Genomic DNA, 16,556 nt, shown 5'->3' on the forward strand with positions numbered 1-16,556 from the left:
CTGCTGAATTTAAAGCGGTTTTAATTAACCCAAAGCGACTCTTGCATTTCTGAACAGGCGCAGCCATGGGCTGTCCTCGGGCCAATTTTCCGGCGCCCAGCTCAGATTGGCCGTACGCGGCGTGCGCTCGGGGTGCGGCATCAGGATCGTCGCGCGGCCATCGCTGGACGCGAGACCGGCAATGGCATCCTGCGAGCCGTTGGGGTTGGCCGGGTAATGCTGCGCGGGACCGTCGCCGTCCACGTAACGCAGAGCGACCGTGGCGGCAATGCGATCGGCGTCGTTGTCGAACGCGACGCGCCCCTCACCGTGGGCGATCGCCACCGGCAAGCGCGAGCCGGCCATGCCGGAGAGGAACAGCGACGGCGAGTCCTCGACCTCGAGCAGACCGAAGCGGGCTTCGAACTGCTCGCTGCGATTGCGCAGGAAGCGCGGCCAGTGCTCGGCCCCGGGGATGATCGGCTTGAGCTGCGACAGCATCTGGCAGCCGTTGCAGACGCCCAGCGAGAAGGTATCGCCGCGGGCGAAGAACGCGGCGAAGGCCTCGCGCAGCGCCGGACGCTCGAGGATCGAGGTCGCCCAGCCACGGCCTGCACCCAGCACGTCGCCGTAGCTGAAGCCGCCACAGGCGACCAGACCCTGCATGGTGGCCAGGTCCACGCGCCCCTCGATCAGGTCGCTCATGTGCACGTCGATCGCGGTGAAACCGGCGCGGTGGAAGCCTGCGGCCATCTCGATCTGGCCATTGACGCCCTGCTCGCGCAGCACCGCGACCCGCGGCCGGGCGCCGGTGGCGATGTACGGCGCCGCCACGTCTTCCGCCGGATCGAAGCTCAGCACCGGACGCATCGGCGGGGCATCGAACCGGCGTGCGCTCGCCCGCTCCTCGTCGGCGCAGGCGGGGTTGTCACGCAACGCCTGCATCGCGTGGCTGACCGACCACCATGCGTCGAACAGCGTTTCCCACTTCCACTCGGCCAGCACGCCATCGGCGTCGAGCACGCGGATCGTGTTCGCGGTGGTCGGCCTGGCGATGCGCTGGGCGCAGTCGATCAGGCCGTGCCGTGCCACCAGATCGGCGAACTCGGCGCGGTCTTCGCAGGCGATCTGCACCACGGCGCCGAGCTCCTCGGAGAACAGGGTGCGCATGGCGTCGCGGTTGCGGCCGTCGCCCCAGCCATCGAGGTCGATGTCGAGGCCCACATGCGCGCAGAACGCCATTTCGCACAGCGCCGCGAACGCGCCGCCGTCGGAGCGGTCGTGATAGGCGCGCAGAAGTCCGGCCTCGCGCGCTTCGCAGATCAGTTCGAAGAATGCCTTGAGCCGGTCCGGCTCATCGACATCGGGACACGGGCCGCCGAATCCGTCGAAGCACTGCGCCAGGACCGAGCCGCCGAGGCGCTGCTTGCCGGCGCCCAGGCCGATCAGCCAGATCTCCGAGTCGGGCTCGCGCGCCAGCAGGGGGGTGAGCTGCGTGCGCACGTCGGTCACCGGCGCGAACGCGGTGATCACCAGCGAGACCGGCGAGACCACCTTGTGGGGGCCGTCGCCGCCCTGCCACTGCGCCTGCATGGACAGCGAATCCTTGCCGACCGGAATGGCCAGATCGATGTCCGGGCACAGCTCCATCGCGACCGCATGCACGGCATCGAACAACCGCGCGTCCTCGCCGGGATGCCCGGCCGCGGCCATCCAGTTCGCCGAGAGCTTGACCCGGTGCAGGGTTTCGACCGGCGCGGCGCACAGATTGGTGATCGCCTCGCCCACGGCCATGCGCGCGGCGGCGGCGGAATCGATCAGCGCCAGCGGGCTGCGCTCACCGATCGCCATCGCCTCGCCGGTGTAGCCATCGAACCCTGACAGCGTGATCGCGCAGTCCGCCACCGGCAGCTGCCAGGGGCCGACCATCTGGTCGCGCGCGGTCAGCCCGCCCACGCTGCGATCGCCGATGGTGACCAGGAACGACTTCGACGCGACGGTCGGATGCGCCAGCACCCGCAGACCGGCTTCGTGGAGGTCGATGGCGCGGCTGTTGAGCGCCGGCCAGCGATGCGGCGCCAGGCGCCCGGTGTCGCGGTGCATCTTCGGCGGCTTGCCGAACAGCAGGTCCATGGGCAGGTCGATGGGCCAGTCGCGACCGCTGCCGACCGTGTCGGGCGTGGCGCCATGGCCGACGGTCAGATGCTCCTTCGCCGTCGCCACGCCGACGATCGCCACCGGACAGCGCTCGCGCGCGCACAGCGCCTGGAATTCCGCGACGCGATCCTGCGGAATGCCCAGGACGTAGCGCTCCTGCGATTCGTTGCACCACAGCTGCATCGGCGACAGCGAGGGATCGTCACTCGGCACCCGGTCGAGATCGACGACACCGCCGACGCCCGAGTCGTGCAGAAGTTCGGGAATCGCGTTCGACAGGCCGCCCGCGCCGACATCGTGGAACCACAGGATGGGATTGTGATCACCCATCGCCACACAGCGGTCGATGACCTCCTGCACGCGGCGCTCCATTTCCGGGTTGTCGCGCTGCACGCTGGCGAAGTCCAGGTCTTCGGCGCTCTCGCCCGAGGCCACCGAACTCGCCGCGCCGCCGCCCAGGCCGATCAGCATCGCCGGACCGCCAAGCACGACGACCGCGTCGCCGGGGGAGAGGGTCCTCTTCTCGACCATCACGCGATCGATCGCGCCCAGGCCGCCGGCGAGCATGATCGGCTTGTCGTAGCCACGGACCAGGCCGTCCTCGCCTTCCGGCAGCTCGAAGCTGCGGAAATAGCCCAGCAGATTCGGGCGGCCGAACTCGTTGTTGAACGCGGCACCGCCAAGCGGGCCGTCGAGCATGATCTCCAGCGCCGGTGCCATGCGCGGGTTCAGCGCGCGCGGCGCCTCCCACGGCTGCGGCAGCGTCGGAATACGCAGGTGCGAGACCGAGAAGCCGGTCAGACCAGCCTTGGGCTTGCCGCCGCGACCGGTCGCGCCCTCGTCGCGAATCTCCCCACCGGCGCCGGTGGCCGCGCCGGCGAACGGCGAGATCGCGGTGGGATGGTTGTGGGTCTCGACCTTGATGCAGAACGCGCTCTCGACCAGCGGCTCGCTGCGGTATTCGAACGACACCGGATCGGGACGGAACCGCTGCGCCGGATAGCCTTCGACGACCGCAGCGTTGTCGCTGTAGGCCGACAGCGTGTGCTCGGGGGTCTGCGCGTGGGTATGGCGGATCATGCCGAACAGCGACTCGGGGCGGCCGTTGCTGCGCTGCATGTCCTCGCCGTCGATGGTCCAGGAGGCATTGAAGATCTTGTGCCGGCAGTGCTCGGAGTTCGCCTGGGCGAACATCATCAGCTCGACATCCGAGGGGTCGCGCCCCAGCGCGCCGAAGCGCTCGCGCAGGTAGGCGATCTCGTCATCGGCGAGCGCCAGTCCCAGACGCCGGTTGGCGTCATCGAGATCGGCAAGCGCAATGCGCTCGAGGGCGCCGCGCGCCGGCACCGCGAACAGCGCGTCGGCGGCCCGGACATCGGCCAGCAGCGACTGCGTCATCGGGTCGTGCAGCAGCTTGGCGACTGCCGCCTGCAGCGCGGCGTCCTCCGGCCAGCCGGCCAGATCCAGCCGCAGCCCGCGCTCGACGCGATGCACCGGCAGGCCGGCGCCCCGCAGCAGCTCGGTGGCCTTGCTCGCCCATGGCGAAATCGTGCCGAGGCGCGGCGACACATAGCGCGTGACCGCGGCGTCGGCGCACGCCGTCGCCGGGCCGGCGTCGACCTCGAGGATGCGTCGGAGCGTGGCGTCGTCGGGCGTCCGCCCGGGCTCGGCCTCGACGAAGTAGACATGCCAGGCGCCAACCACGCGGAGCGTGGGCGACACCGACTGCAGACGTGCTTCAAGCCGTTCGCGACGGAACGGTGACAGGGCCTGTTGGCCCTCGAGGACGATCATGTCCGGGGACACCGATTTTCAGGGCCGGCCATTGTAGCCAATGGCCGGGCCCGCCGCCCCCACCGCGAGCGCGGGCCGGCTGCGCGGGTCAGCGCGCGCCGCCCACCGCCGCCCCGTCGAGGCGCTGCAGGGCCTCGAGGAGCTGGTCGGGCGGCATGTAGCCGGGCATCTGGGTGCCGTCGGTGGCAATGATCATCGGCGTGCCGGTCAGACCGGCGCGCTGGCCCAGCGCGTAATGCGCGGCGACCGGGTTCTCGCAGGTACGAGGCTCGACCCGACGGCCGGACTTCGCAGCGGTCAGTGCCTGCTTTCGATCGCTGGCGCACCAGACCGATTCCATCAGGCGGAAGTCGTCGCTGCCCGGGCCCATGCGCGGAAAGGCCAGGTACTCGATCGCGATGCCACGCTTGTTGTACTCGGCGACTTCCTCGTGCAGGCGGCGGCAATAGCCGCACTCGACATCGGTGAACACCGAAACCGTGTACTTGGGATTCGCCGGAGCGAAGATGATCCGCTGGTCCTCGGGGACCTCCGACAGCAGCCGCTGGCGCAGCTTCGACAGGCCCGCCTGGCTCAGGTCGCGCTGTTCGCGCGCGTCGAACAGGCTGCCCTGCATCACGTAGCGGCCGTCGTTGCTGACGTAGAGGACCTGGCCCGACACGATGACTTCCTGGAACCCCGGCAGCGGCGCATCGGCGACGCTCTCGACCGATACCTGCGGGTTGATCGACAGGATCGCGTCCCGGGCCTTGGCCGCCGGCGAGCCGGCCGGTGCTTCGACGGCGGTGGGCGTGGATGCCGCCGCACCCGCGGTGGCCGGCGCGGCGTCGGAGGCGCCCGGATTCTGGGCGCAGGCGGACAGACTGAAGGCGCCGAGCAGCGCGAACACGTATCGCTTCATCGAATGTGGCGACCAAGAGCGGGGGATCCCGGAAGCCGCCATTCTGGCACGAAGGTCTGAACCGGTTCCGGCCCCCACTGGGGCGGCCGCCGTGCGTCGGTGATGCGGCAGGGCGCCGCGGAATGACGTGACATGACGTGGCCGGGCGCCGGGATGGCCTGGCCGCGGCCGGGGCAATCCGCCAATCGCGCGCCCGGCCTCAGCGAGCCGCCGAAACCCTTGCGGCTGCGAGCAGGGCCGAAAAAGCCGTGAGCCGTGACCTCGCCGCCCATCCAGCCGGCAAGCACGTCGCGCACCCGGCCCCAGACGCGCCCGCTCACCCCCTCGGATGATGCGTGGCGTGCAGGCGTTTGAGCTGCTCGCGCGCGACCAGGGTGTAGATCTGGGTCGTCGACAGCGAGCTGTGGCCGAGCAGCATCTGCAGTGCGCGCAGGTCCGCGCCGTGGTTGAGCAGATGGGTGGCGAAGCTGTGCCGCAGGCCATGCGGACTCACGCGGGCGTCGATACCGGCCGCGCCCGCGTAGCGTTTCACCAGCGACCAGAAGTGCTGGCGGCTCATCGCCACGCGGTGCCGGGTGAGGAACAGCGGGGTTTCGCCCGCAGTCGCGCTCGTAGGCTTCCCGTCAGCGAGCAGCGGCCGCGCATCGGCGATATAGCGCTGTAGCCAGTGCTGGGCCTCCTCGCCCAGCGGCACAAGCCGCGTGCGCTCGCCCTTGCCGGTCACCCGCAGAACGCCCTGCCGGAGATTCACGCCATTGGTCGGCAGCTCGACCAGTTCACTGACCCGCAGGCCGCAGGCGTACATCAGCTCCAGCATGGTGCGGTCGCGCAGGCCTTCGGTGTCGTCGATGTCGGGAGCGGCCAGCAGGGCCTCGATCTCCGATTCGCCCAGCGCCTTGGGCAGCGAACGCGGCAGCTTCGGAGGGTCCAGGAGGGCGGCGGGGTCGTCCGTCCGGCCATGGCGACGCTGGCGATGGGCGAAGAACGCGCGCAGCGCCGACAGCAGGCGGGCATTGCTGCGCGGCGACCAGCCATGCCGGGTACGCCAGGCGAGATGTTCGAACAGCGCGGCGCGATCGGCCTGCGCGATACCGCCATCGCGCCCGTCGCGCCAGCGCGCGAACCCTTCGAGGTCACGCCGGTATGCGTCCGCCGTCTGCCTCGCGATGCCGTGCTCGGCCCAGAACGCATCGAGGAATCCCTCGATGTCGCGACGGTCGTCGTCGCGCAACGCCGGCAGGGCGACAGCAAGCGCGCGCCGCTCGGCAGGTGTGGTCGCAGTGCTGGACATGACGCACAGCTTAGGCGGCGGGAGCTTCGATGGCACGACCGGCGTCGAAGCTCCCGCTATGCTCTGCCGATGTCCGCGCCCGACGCTTCCGCCACCACTGTCGCCGTCGCCAGCCCGCCCCGCCCGTTGATCGGCTGGCGGCTGCTTGCGATGTTCTACGACCTGTGGCCGGTACTCGCGCTGTGCTTCGCGATCGCCGTGCCGTTCGTGCTGATCGACGTGCTCATTGCCGGCGATGTCCGCCACAACATCGGCCCGCTCAGTGCGATGCAGTGGCTGCTGTGGGCGGTCTGCGTGGTCGCCGCCGGCCTGTACGCGGTGACGAGCTGGCGGACCGGCGGACAGACCCTCGGCATGCGGCCATGGCGGCTGCGGGTGCGCGATTCCGCAGGCCAACGCCCGTCGACCAAAGCACTGTGGCTGCGCTTCGGCGTGGGAATGCTGTCACTGCTGGCCGGGGGGTTGGGGTTCTGGTGGGCCTGGATCGATCGCGACCGCCTGACCTGGCACGACCGCGCGAGCGGAACCCGACTGATGCGCGAGCCCGCGCGCAAGGGCTGAGTGGGATTGGGGATGACCCGCTTGAGCGGGTTCGCGGCGTCCGCGCCGTCCCCGCGAAACGGGACCGGTCCCACCGCATCGGGCAATGGGTCTGGCAGGCGCGACATGCGCGGGCCAGCGCGGCAGGCCGACAAGCCTTCAACGCCGGCGGCCCAGCAACCCCCGGGCTCTGCCAGACCCCAAGGCGCTCGAGGCGTCCCTGCGCGCGCCCCGCCGCTTCTGCAGCAATGGAGTCTCACCGCGTTCGCCGCGTGTGATCGTGATCAGTCGCAAGGGCTCGTTCCCTCCGCGCGCCGATCCGCGGCGAAGCCGGCCGGACGTCTTCCGCCCCCGCGCCAGTGCTGCGCGAGCGGCGGTCGGCTTACCCGCTCCGTCGGCGGAACAGCGCCCAGGAGATGACCAGCATCACCACCGGCGGGATCAGGTAGGCGAGGCGGTAATCGAGGTGGTAGACCGCGGCGAGCTTGACCACCTGCATCTGGGCGAGCCAGAAGCCCAGTGCGAAGACCACGCCGATGAAGAGCCGCTTGCCGGCATTGCCGCTTCGCAGCGAGCCGAAGGCGAACGGGATCGCGGCCAGGCACAGCGCGAGCACGTTGAGCGGATAGAACCAGCGGCCCCAGTAGTGTTCCTCGAATTCGCTGGCATCGAGCTGGTTGCGATGGCGGTACTCGATGCCCGCCCGCAATTCGCTTGCCGGCATGTAGCGGGGCCGCCAGATGTTGCTGGCGCTGGCCGCCAGCGTGGACGCATCGAGCTGGGATTCCCAGCGTTCCTCGTTGGCTTCGGTGCGGGTGACAGCGCGGGGCTCGAACCAGGTGCGCTTGACGTCCTGCAACACCCAGCCGCCCGCGCTGTGCTCGGCGGTCTGCGCATGCGCGACCGATTCCAGACGGCCATCGCTCGCGAATTCGAACAGACGCACGTCCTGCAGCTGGATGCGGCTTCCGCTGTCGTCGCTGATCTCGTTGCCGTTCTGGGCGTTGAGGAAGGTGTCGCCCTCGCGCGCCCACAGACCCGAATACCGGCCCACGATCATGTCGCTCGAGCGCGCGGCCGACTTCATGCTGTCCGCGTTGCGCTGGGCCATCGGGCCGAGGGTCTCGCCGTTGATCATCATCAACGCTGTCAGCACCAGCAGCGGCAGCGCGACCGACACGCTCAGGCGCGTGCGCGATAGACCGACCGCGCGCATCGCAATCAGTTCCGAGGTCGCGGCCAGTTGCCCCAGGCCCATCAACGCGCCGATGACCGCCGCGGTGGGAAACATGACATAGGCGCGCCGCGGCAAGGTCTGCAGGACGTAGGTCACTGCGCCCAGGTAGGTGTAATCACCCTGACCGACGGCGCCGATCTCGCTGACACCGGCCATCAGCGCGTCGAGGCCGACCAGAACCACCCAGGTCGCCAGCACCATCACCGTGACGACGCGGGCGACGTAGACATCGTGGATGCGCAGCAATGGCCTCATTTCGCGCGCTTCCACTTCGGTGCGACGACCCGGCCGTCAGTGAAGTACATCCAGGCGGCGAAGCCGAGCAGCGGCAGGACCAGCCACCAGAGGCCCAGCGCCACCGGAATGCGGCCTTCGCCCACCCAGTCCTTGCCGAGCATCATGAAATTCATCCCCAGCACGTAGGCCAGAAAGCCGGTCATCATCCGACCGTAGCGTGCCTGGCGAGGGGGGCTGCGGGCGAGCGGCACCGCCAGCAGCGCGAACGCCAGCGTCAGCAGCACCGGCGCGAGCCGGTAGTGAAGCTCGGCGCGCGCCTGCGGCCGCGCATCCCCGAGCAACGCCCAGGTCGGCTGCAGCTCGGGGTCATCACCGTCCGCCCGCGCCTCCGCTGCAGGCAAGCGCAATTCGTTGCTGGCGTAGCGCATCAGCCGGTAGTCGAGGCCGGCGTCGAGCGGACCCTCGACGCGGAACCCCTCGTCCAGGCGCAGGAAGCGCTCGGTGCCGTCGATGCTCAGCGCACCACTCAGCGCGGTGGTGACGTCCATGCGGTCCTCGTCCTGGCGGTAGACGAAGACCCGGCCGAGCTTGCTGCCGTCATCGGACATCGCATTGACGTAGATCACGCCGCTGCCGCCCGGGAACTCGACGAATCGCCCCGCCTCCAGGCCCGAGACCAGCAGGCTGCGCTGGCCGGCCTCGATCATCTGCTGCGAATAATCACGCGCCCATGGGCCCAGCCACAGCGAGCACGCGCCGATGACCAGCAGCATCGGCGCCACCACCAGCGCCAGGGGCCGCAGCAGGCGCCGGGGGCCGATGCCCACCGAGGTCAGCACCGGCATTTCCGAATCGCGGTAGAGCCGGCCGAAACCCATCATCAGCCCGAGCATCAGGCCCAGCGGCAGGATCAGCGGCAGGTAATTGATGACCTGCAGGCCCAGCTGGGCCAGCATCAGCTTGGCCGGCACCCGACCGCGGGCGATGTCGCTGAGCACGTCTGCGAATACGCCGCCCAGGCTCACGATCAGCAGCACCACGAGGGCGGCGAACGTGGACTGGGCCAATTCGCGGGAGAGGTATCGGTCGAGCTTCGACATCAGGCGTGGGGGCTTTGCTTTAGACTTGGGGGTTCGTCCAGTCGCGCCACCACGGCGCTTCTGCGGCGGCAAGCCTGACACGGGCGCCGCGCGCTGGACCGTGAAGTGTACCGATCACTCCTTGGAATCTGGTTGATGACCCTCGAATTCTCCCTGAACCACGAGACGCCCGCCGCCCTGTCGGCCGACTGCCTCGTCATTGGCGTGTTCGCCGACGGCCCGCTGGCCGGCGCCGCTGCCGCCATCGATACCGCGAGCGGCGGCCGGCTGGCCGCGCTGGCCGCTCGTGGCGATCTGGCCGGCAAGGCCGGCCGCACGACCCTGCTGCACGACCTGCCGGGCGTCAGTGCGCCGCGCGTGCTGGCGATCGGGCTCGGCGAACGCGCCAAGTTCGGCGTGCCGCAGTATCTCAAGGCGATCGGCGACGCCGTGCGCGCACTGCGCGACGGCAACAGCGCCAGTGCCGCGATCGCGCTGGCCGACCTGGATGTGGCGGGCCGCGACACCGCCTGGAAGATCCGCCAGGCCGTGATCGCCGCTGATCACGCCGCTTATCGCTACACGGCCACCCTGGGCGCGCAGAACAAGAAGCGCGAACCCGAGCGGCTGGCGGCGATTTCGATCGTCGGCGACGATGCCGTGGCGCTGGACCAGGGCAAGGCGATCGCCGCAGGCGTGAAGTTCGCCCGCGAGCTCGGCAACCTGCCGCCCAACATCTGCAACCCGGCCTATCTCGGTGAGCAGGCGCAGGCATTCGCCGCCGGCTTCGACAAGGCCTCCTGCGAGGTGCTCGAAGAGAAGGACATGGAAGCGCTGGGCATGGGCTCACTGCTCGCCGTGGCGCGCGGCTCGGCCAACCGGCCGCGCCTGGTCGTCCTGAGCTGGAACAACGGCGGGGATGCCAAGCCCTATGTCCTGGTCGGCAAGGGCATCACCTTCGACACCGGCGGCGTCAACCTCAAGACGCAGGGCGGGATCGAGGAGATGAAGTTCGACATGTGCGGCGCGGCGTCGGTCATGGGCACCTTCGTGTCCGTGGTCGGCCTCGACCTGCCGATCAACCTGCGCGTCGTCGTCCCGGCGGTCGAGAACGGCATCGACGGTGACGCGTATCGCCCGTCTGACGTGATCACCAGCATGTCGGGCAAGACCATCGAGGTCGGCAACACCGACGCCGAGGGCCGCCTGATCCTGTGCGACGCGCTGACCTATGCCGAGCGCTTCGAGCCGGCCGCGCTGGTCGACGTCGCCACGCTGACCGGCGCCTGCATGGTCGCGCTGGGCACGCAGGCGACCGGCCTGATGAGCAAGCACGACGACCTGGCCGCGGAGTTGCTGGCTGCGGGCGAGCACGTGTTCGACCGGGCCTGGCGCCTGCCGCTGTGGGATGAATACCAGCCGATGCTCGATTCCAACTTCGCCGATGTCTACAACATCGGCGGCCGCTGGGGCGGCGCGATCACCGCGGGCTGCTTCCTGTCGCGCTTCACCGAAGGCCAGCGCTGGGCGCATCTCGACATCGCGGGCAGCGCCAGCGGCAGCGGCAAGATGGCCTATGCCACCGGCCGGCCGGTGGGCCTGCTGAGCCAGTGGCTGATGGACCAGGTCGCCTGACCGGCCAGGGCCACGCGGCACTCCCGCATTGCGCCGGAGTGCCGATCGCGGCCCGCCGCCTGCCCGTATGGCCCGCGCCGACTTCTATCTGATCGCCAAGCCGCGGTTCCGCGAGGGACCGTTGCGCCTGGTCTGCGAACTGGTCCGCAAGGCCTATGCGGCCGACCTGTGGACGCTGGTCCTCGCGCGCGACGCCGCGCAGGCCGAAGCGCTCGACGACATGCTGTGGGACATGGGCGAGGACGCCTACATCCCGCACCAGATCGCCGGCATGGACGAGGAGGACGACGAAACACCCGTCCTGATCGCCACACCGGACTTCGACGCGCCGATGCGCGCCCTGGTCGTCAACCTGCGTGATGCGGTGGCGCCGCCCGGCTTCGAGCGCGTGCTCGAGGTGGTGCCCGCCGACGACTCGGCGCGAGAACCGCTGCGCGAGCGCTGGAAGCAGTACAAGGCAGCCGGCCTCGAGGTCAGCAAGTACGACATGTGAGTGCACCGCTCCCGCCTGCGGGAGCGGCCGGATCGCAGGCGCGCGCCACGCGCGATGCGTGCCGCATCCGGCGACCCCTTCCATCCGCCCACCGGGCACCTTCTCGCGTGACCGAGAAGACCAACGCGACCTGCCACCATGACCGACACCCTCGCCCCCAGCTACGACCCCGGCACCTTCGAAGCCCGCCTCTACGCGGAATGGGAGCAGTCCGGCGTCTTCCAGCCACAGGGCGACGGCCCGGCCTACTCCATCCTGCTGCCGCCACCGAACGTCACCGGCACGCTGCACATGGGCCACGCCTTCCAGCACACGCTGCAGGACGCGCTGATCCGCTACCACCGCATGCTCGGCGACCGCACGCTGTGGCAGATGGGCACCGACCACGCCGGCATCGCGACCGAGATGGTGGTCTCGCGCAACCTCGCGCTGGAAGGCAAGGGCGAGACCCGCGACTCCCTGGGTCGCGACGGTTTCATCGAGAAAGTGTGGGAGTGGAAGGGCCAGTCCGGCGACACGATCGAGCGCCAGATGCGCCGGCTCGGCGCGTCGGGTGACTGGTCGCGCAAGACCTTCACCATGGATCCGCTGCCCTCGCAGGCCGTCGTCGAAGCCTTCGTGCGCCTGCATGAGGAAGGCCTGATCTACCGCGGCCAGCGGTTGGTCAACTGGGACCCGGTGCTCAAGACCGCGATCTCCGATCTGGAGGTCATCAGCGAGGAAGAAGACGGTTCGCTGTGGTCGATCCGCTACCCGCTGGCCGATGGCGCGAGCTACGAACACATCGAAGTCGACGCCGACGGCAACGAGACGCTGCGCGAAACGCGCGATTACCTGGTCGTCGCGACGACGCGCCCGGAAACCATGCTCGGCGACACCGCGGCGATGGTGCATCCCGACGACGCGCGTTATGCGCACCTGATCGGCAAGTCGGTGGTGCTGCCATTGACCGGCCGCACCATCCCGGTCATCGGCGACGGCTATGTCGACCGCGCCTTCGGCACCGGCGTGGTCAAGGTCACGCCCGCGCACGATTTCAACGACTACCAGGTCGGCCAGCGCCACGGCCTGCCGATGATCAACCTGTTCACGCCCGATGCCGCGCTCAACGAGAACGCGCCCGAGCGCTACCGCGGTCTCGACCGTTTCGACGCACGCAAGGCGGTGCTCGCCCATCTGGAAGCGGAAGGCTTCCTGGTGGAGACGAAGCCGCACAAGCTGCAGGTCCCGCGCGGCGACCGCACCGGCCAGGTCATCGAGCCGTACCTGACCGACCAGTGGTTCGTCGCGATGGAGGGCTTCGCGAAACGCGGCATGGACCTCGTCGAGAGTGGCGAGGTCAGGTTCGTCCCGCCGAACTGGACCAACACTTACCGCCACTGGATGGAGAACATCCAGGACTGGTGCATCAGCCGCCAGCTGTGGTGGGGGCATCGCATTCCCGCGTGGTACGACGCCGATGGCCGCGCCTACGTCGGCCGCGACGAAGCCGAAGCGCGTGCGAAGGCCGGCCTGGGCGCCGATGTTGCGCTGACCCAGGACACCGACGTGCTCGAGACCTGGTTCTCCTCGGGCCTGTGGCCGATCAACACGATGGGCTGGCCTGACGAGGCTGCGATGGCCGAGCGCGGCTTCGAACAGTTCGTGCCGTCGAGCGTGCTCGTCACCGGCTTCGACATCATCTTCTTCTGGGTCGCCCGGATGATCATGCTGACCGACCACCTGACCGGCCAGGTGCCGTTCCGCGACGTCTACATGACCGGCCTGGTCCGCGACCGCGATGGCCAGAAGATGTCGAAGTCGAAGGGCAACGTGCTCGATCCGCTCGACATCATCGACGGCATCAGCATCGAGGACCTGGTCGCCAAGCGCACCACCGGGCTCATGAAGCCCAAGGACGCGCCGAAGATCGAAAAGGCCACGCGCAAGGAATTCCCCGAGGGCATCGCCGCCCACGGCGCCGATCCGCTGCGTTTCACGATGGCCGCGCTGGCTGGCCCCGGCCGCGACATCAAGTTCGATCTGGGCCGCGCCGAGGGCTACAAGAACTTCTGCAACAAGCTCTGGAACGCGACGCGCTTCGTGCTGATGAACACCGAGGGCTTCCGGCCCGGTGGCGCGCTCGAACCGGCGACGGATGCCGAAAAGTGGATCCTCGCACGGCTGGCGGGCACGGCCGACGAGGCGCGCACGCACTTCGAGAGCTACCGCTTCGACCTGCTTGCGCAGACGCTGTACGAATTCGCATGGAACGACTTCTGCGACTGGTTCGTCGAACTCGCCAAGCCTGCACTGCTCGGCGACGACGCCGCGGCTGCGGGCAGCACCCGCCATACCCTGCTGCACGTGCTCGAATCGCTGCTGCGACTGCTGCATCCGCTGATCCCGTTCGTCACCGAAGAACTGTGGCGCCAGGTTGCGCCGCGTGTCGGCATCGAAGCGGAGACGATCTCGCTGCAGCCGTACCCGGCATCCGACGCACGCGTCGCGGACTACGCCCAGGCCACCACCGACATCGAGTGGCTCAAGCAGATGGTCACCGCGCTGCGGCGAATCCGCAGCGAGCTCGGCGTCTCGCCGTCGAAGCAGGTCCCGCTGCTGGCGCGCGCCGGCAATGATCGCGACGCCGCGCGCCTGCAACGCTGCGCCTCCCAGCTGCGCTTCCTCAACCGTCTGTCGAACATCGAAGTGCTCGATGGCACTACGCCCGACGCCGACCTGCCGCCAGCGGCGTCCGCACTGGTGGGCGAGCTGGCGCTGTTCGTGCCCCTCGAGGGCCTGGTCGACCTGGACGCCGAACGTGCGCGCCTCGACAAGGAGATCGCCCGGGTGTCCAGCGAGAAGGACAAGAGCGCCGCCAAGCTCGCGAAGTTCAGCGACAAGGTGCCGGCCGCGGTCGTCGACCAGGAACGTCAGCGCCTCGTCGACTGGACCGCGCAGTACGACGCGCTGACCGCGCAGCGCGCGCGGCTCTGACCGTCCCCCGCGCACAGGCGCGGGCCGACAGGCGGGCACGGCCGCGCTGCGGCTGCCGCCGTGGCGTGGCGTAAGCGGGTCCGGGCCGCCCGTTCGCGCTGGCGATGCGGGACTACCGCACGAGTCCCGGGGAGCTGCACCACATCGCGCAGCCCGCCCCGCGCTGGCACCGGCAGGCGGGCGCTGGCCATGTACGCACGCGGGTCGTGGCTGGCGCCAGCGACGCGCAGCTGGGCCGATGGGCGCCCCGACGGTCGACACGCCTCAACCGCGCGCTCTCGGATAGCATGGCGCCGCGTCTTCCCGCGACTGCAGTCCACCGGCGTCGCGCCCCGCCTCCACGCTCCGCCCGGGCCAACGCATGATCGAAGTCTCGAGCTCCAACTTTCTCATCGCGCTCGGCGTGACCACCGCGGCCGGCCTGGCGACCGGGCTCGGCAGCCTGATGGTGATCTTCGCCAAGCAGCCCAACGCCCGGCTGCTGGCCTTCGGCCTCGCCTTCGCCGCCGGCGCCATGGTCTACGTGTCGCTGACCGAGATCCTGGACAAGGCGGTCCAGGCCTTCACAAATGCCTACGGCGGCCAGCTGGGCTTCACCTGGGGCACGCTGTCGTTTCTGGGCGGCCTGCTGTGCATCGTCGCCATCGACCGGCTGGTCCCCAACCCGCACGAGCGGCTGGAAGTGGACGACCCCTATTTCCGCGAGCACAACACCAGCTACATCCGCCGCGTCGGCCTGCTCACCGCGATCGCGATCACCGCGCACAACTTTCCGGAGGGCCTGGCCACGTTCTTCGCGACACTCGAGAACCCGGGCGTTGGCCTGCCGCTGGCGTTCGCGATCGCGATCCACAACATTCCCGAGGGCATCGCGATCGCGGTGCCGGTGTATTTCGCGACGAACAACAAGCTCTACGCGTTCCTGGCCTGCCTGCTGTCGGGCCTGGCCGAACCGATCGGGGCGTTGATCGGCTACGCCGTGCTGCGGCCGTACCTGTCGGAGCCGGTGTTCGGCGTGGTGTTCGGGCTGATCGCCGGTGTGATGGTCTTTCTTGCGCTCGACGAACTGCTGCCGGCGGCCAAGCGCTACGCGAAGGGCCACGAGACGGTATACGGCCTGGTCAGCGGCATGGCCGCGCTGGCGGTGAGCCTGGTGCTGTTCAAGTGGTGACCTGGGGGCGGCGACGCCACGTGCCCGGTGCAAAGAAAAACGGCCCGCTTGCGCGGGCCGTTTCGTAGCCGACTGGCGCGACGGATCAGGCCGCGAACAGCGCCTTCATCTTCTTCAGCGCGTTGGCTTCGACCTGGCGGATGCGCTCGGCGGAGACGCCGTACTCGTCTGCCAGTTCCTGCAGCGTCACCTTGTGCTCGTCGTCGAGCCAGCGGCGGCTGATGATGTCGCGCGAGCGGGCATCGAGCGAGGCCATGCCTTCGCGCAGCAGCTCGAGCTTGTTCTCCTCGCTGTCGTTGCGCTCATAGGCTTGGGCCGGGCCCTCGTCCTGCGCCACCAGGTAGGCGACCGGCGCCGGCGGCGCGTTGTCGTCGTCCTCGCCTGCAGGCGCGTCGAAGCCGATGTCGCGGCCGGACAGGCGCGACTCCATCTCCAGCACCTCGCGCTCGGACACGTTGAGATCCGCGGCGACCGCCTTGACCTCGCTGGCATTGAGCCAGCCCAGACGCTTCTTGCTCTTGCGCAGGTTGAAGAACAGCTTGCGCTGGGCCTTGGTCGTGGCGACCTTGACGATGCGCCAGTTCTTGAGAATGAACTCGTGCATCTCGGCGCGGATCCAGTGCACCGCGAAGCTCACCAGGCGCACGCCGACATCGGGGTCGAAGCGCTTGACGGCCTTCATCAGGCCGATGTTGCCCTCCTGGATCAGGTCGCCGAGCGGCAGTCCGTAACCGTTGTAGCCACGGGCGACATGCACGACGAAGCGCAGGTGCGAATGCACCAGTTCGCGCGCGGCATCGAGATCCTCGTGGTCGCGGTAGCGCTGCGCGAGCGCCTGCTCCTCTTCGACCGACAGCACCTCGATACGGTGCACGGCGCTGATGTAGGCGTCCAGCGAACCAAGCGGGCTGGGAATCGGAAGGCTGTTGGCAACCAGGGCGTGGGACATGGTCTGCGTACTCATGGAGTGGATGTTAGCAGTCGCCATCTAAGACTGCTAAGGCGCGCGGAAGTTCCCGAACGTTCTGGAAATGGAATGGTTGCGGAAGACCCGACGGGGATCCTC

General features: G+C 69.2%; 11 protein-coding genes. 5 read left to right on the plus strand and 6 right to left on the minus strand.

What is annotated here, in order from left to right:
* Positions 1 to 24 precede the first annotated feature (24 nt).
* The 3 genes from purL to xerD all read right to left on the minus strand — a co-directional run bounded on the left by purL (position 25) and on the right by xerD (position 6,122).
* Positions 25 to 3,930 (minus strand): phosphoribosylformylglycinamidine synthase, encoded by a 3,906-nt coding sequence (purL, locus tag EGK76_RS12455; protein ID WP_123832820.1) that lies wholly within the window; start codon positions 3,928 to 3,930, stop codon positions 25 to 27.
* A gap of 88 nt (positions 3,931 to 4,018) precedes the next feature.
* Entirely contained in the window at positions 4,019 to 4,831 is an 813-nt protein-coding gene (locus tag EGK76_RS12460; RefSeq protein WP_096297213.1) for a DsbC family protein, read from the minus strand.
* A 316-nt stretch (positions 4,832 to 5,147) separates the two neighbouring features.
* Positions 5,148 to 6,122, minus strand: coding sequence for a site-specific tyrosine recombinase XerD (gene xerD / locus EGK76_RS12465; RefSeq protein WP_123832821.1), 975 nt, complete (start codon positions 6,120 to 6,122; stop codon positions 5,148 to 5,150).
* A gap of 69 nt (positions 6,123 to 6,191) precedes the next feature.
* Between xerD and EGK76_RS12470 the strand changes: the two genes are divergently transcribed.
* Complete coding sequence (locus EGK76_RS12470) at positions 6,192 to 6,683, plus strand: RDD family protein (protein ID WP_096297211.1); 492 nt, start codon at positions 6,192 to 6,194, stop codon at positions 6,681 to 6,683.
* Positions 6,684 to 7,044: 361 nt separating this feature from the next.
* Here the strand turns inward: EGK76_RS12470 and lptG are convergent, their stop codons facing one another.
* Both lptG and lptF read right to left on the minus strand, forming a co-directional pair.
* Positions 7,045 to 8,154, minus strand: coding sequence for an LPS export ABC transporter permease LptG (gene lptG / locus EGK76_RS12475; RefSeq protein ID WP_096300306.1), 1,110 nt, complete (start codon positions 8,152 to 8,154; stop codon positions 7,045 to 7,047).
* Positions 8,151 to 9,236 (minus strand): LPS export ABC transporter permease LptF, encoded by a 1,086-nt coding sequence (lptF, locus tag EGK76_RS12480; RefSeq protein WP_096297210.1) that lies wholly within the window; start codon positions 9,234 to 9,236, stop codon positions 8,151 to 8,153. The genes lptG and lptF overlap by 4 nt, the downstream gene beginning before the upstream one ends.
* A 135-nt stretch (positions 9,237 to 9,371) precedes the next feature.
* Here lptF and EGK76_RS12485 point away from each other — a divergent pair, with 135 nt between their 5' ends.
* From EGK76_RS12485 to zupT, 4 genes are all read left to right on the plus strand, one after another.
* Complete coding sequence (locus EGK76_RS12485) at positions 9,372 to 10,850, plus strand: leucyl aminopeptidase (RefSeq protein ID WP_096297209.1); 1,479 nt, start codon at positions 9,372 to 9,374, stop codon at positions 10,848 to 10,850.
* A gap of 67 nt (positions 10,851 to 10,917) precedes the next feature.
* Positions 10,918 to 11,343 (plus strand): DNA polymerase III subunit chi, encoded by a 426-nt coding sequence (locus EGK76_RS12490; RefSeq protein WP_123832822.1) that lies wholly within the window; start codon positions 10,918 to 10,920, stop codon positions 11,341 to 11,343.
* 138 nt (positions 11,344 to 11,481) lie between these two features.
* Positions 11,482 to 14,319: a valine--tRNA ligase gene (locus EGK76_RS12495; RefSeq protein ID WP_123832823.1), complete on the plus strand. Its 2,838-nt coding sequence runs from the start codon at positions 11,482 to 11,484 to the stop codon at positions 14,317 to 14,319.
* A 361-nt stretch (positions 14,320 to 14,680) separates the two neighbouring features.
* The gene (gene zupT, locus EGK76_RS12500) at positions 14,681 to 15,490 is read left to right on the plus strand and encodes a zinc transporter ZupT (protein ID WP_123832824.1); all 810 of its coding nucleotides are present in this window, start codon (positions 14,681 to 14,683) and stop codon (positions 15,488 to 15,490) included.
* Between the two features lie 85 nt (positions 15,491 to 15,575).
* Here zupT and rpoH read toward each other — a convergent pair whose 3' ends face one another.
* Positions 15,576 to 16,454, minus strand: coding sequence for an RNA polymerase sigma factor RpoH (gene rpoH / locus EGK76_RS12505; protein ID WP_096297205.1), 879 nt, complete (start codon positions 16,452 to 16,454; stop codon positions 15,576 to 15,578).
* Between the last annotated feature and the right edge of the window lie 102 nt (positions 16,455 to 16,556).

The organism is Luteimonas sp. 100069 (assembly GCF_003813845.1).
Lineage (GTDB): Bacteria > Pseudomonadota > Gammaproteobacteria > Xanthomonadales > Xanthomonadaceae > Luteimonas > Luteimonas chenhongjianii.

Excerpts from the sequence above, each read along its gene's own strand:
- purL (WP_123832820.1), bottom strand. The coding sequence starts at position 3,930 with ATGATCGTCCTCGAGGGCCAACAGGCCCTGTCACCGTTCCGTCGCGAA.
- EGK76_RS12460 (WP_096297213.1), bottom strand. The coding sequence starts at position 4,831 with ATGAAGCGATACGTGTTCGCGCTGCTCGGCGCCTTCAGTCTGTCCGCC.
- xerD (WP_123832821.1), bottom strand. The coding sequence starts at position 6,122 with ATGTCCAGCACTGCGACCACACCTGCCGAGCGGCGCGCGCTTGCTGTC.
- EGK76_RS12470 (WP_096297211.1), top strand. The coding sequence starts at position 6,192 with ATGTCCGCGCCCGACGCTTCCGCCACCACTGTCGCCGTCGCCAGCCCG.
- lptG (WP_096300306.1), bottom strand. The coding sequence starts at position 8,154 with ATGAGGCCATTGCTGCGCATCCACGATGTCTACGTCGCCCGCGTCGTC.
- lptF (WP_096297210.1), bottom strand. The coding sequence starts at position 9,236 with ATGTCGAAGCTCGACCGATACCTCTCCCGCGAATTGGCCCAGTCCACG.
- EGK76_RS12485 (WP_096297209.1), top strand. The coding sequence starts at position 9,372 with ATGACCCTCGAATTCTCCCTGAACCACGAGACGCCCGCCGCCCTGTCG.
- EGK76_RS12490 (WP_123832822.1), top strand. The coding sequence starts at position 10,918 with ATGGCCCGCGCCGACTTCTATCTGATCGCCAAGCCGCGGTTCCGCGAG.
- EGK76_RS12495 (WP_123832823.1), top strand. The coding sequence starts at position 11,482 with ATGACCGACACCCTCGCCCCCAGCTACGACCCCGGCACCTTCGAAGCC.
- zupT (WP_123832824.1), top strand. The coding sequence starts at position 14,681 with ATGATCGAAGTCTCGAGCTCCAACTTTCTCATCGCGCTCGGCGTGACC.
- rpoH (WP_096297205.1), bottom strand. The coding sequence starts at position 16,454 with ATGAGTACGCAGACCATGTCCCACGCCCTGGTTGCCAACAGCCTTCCG.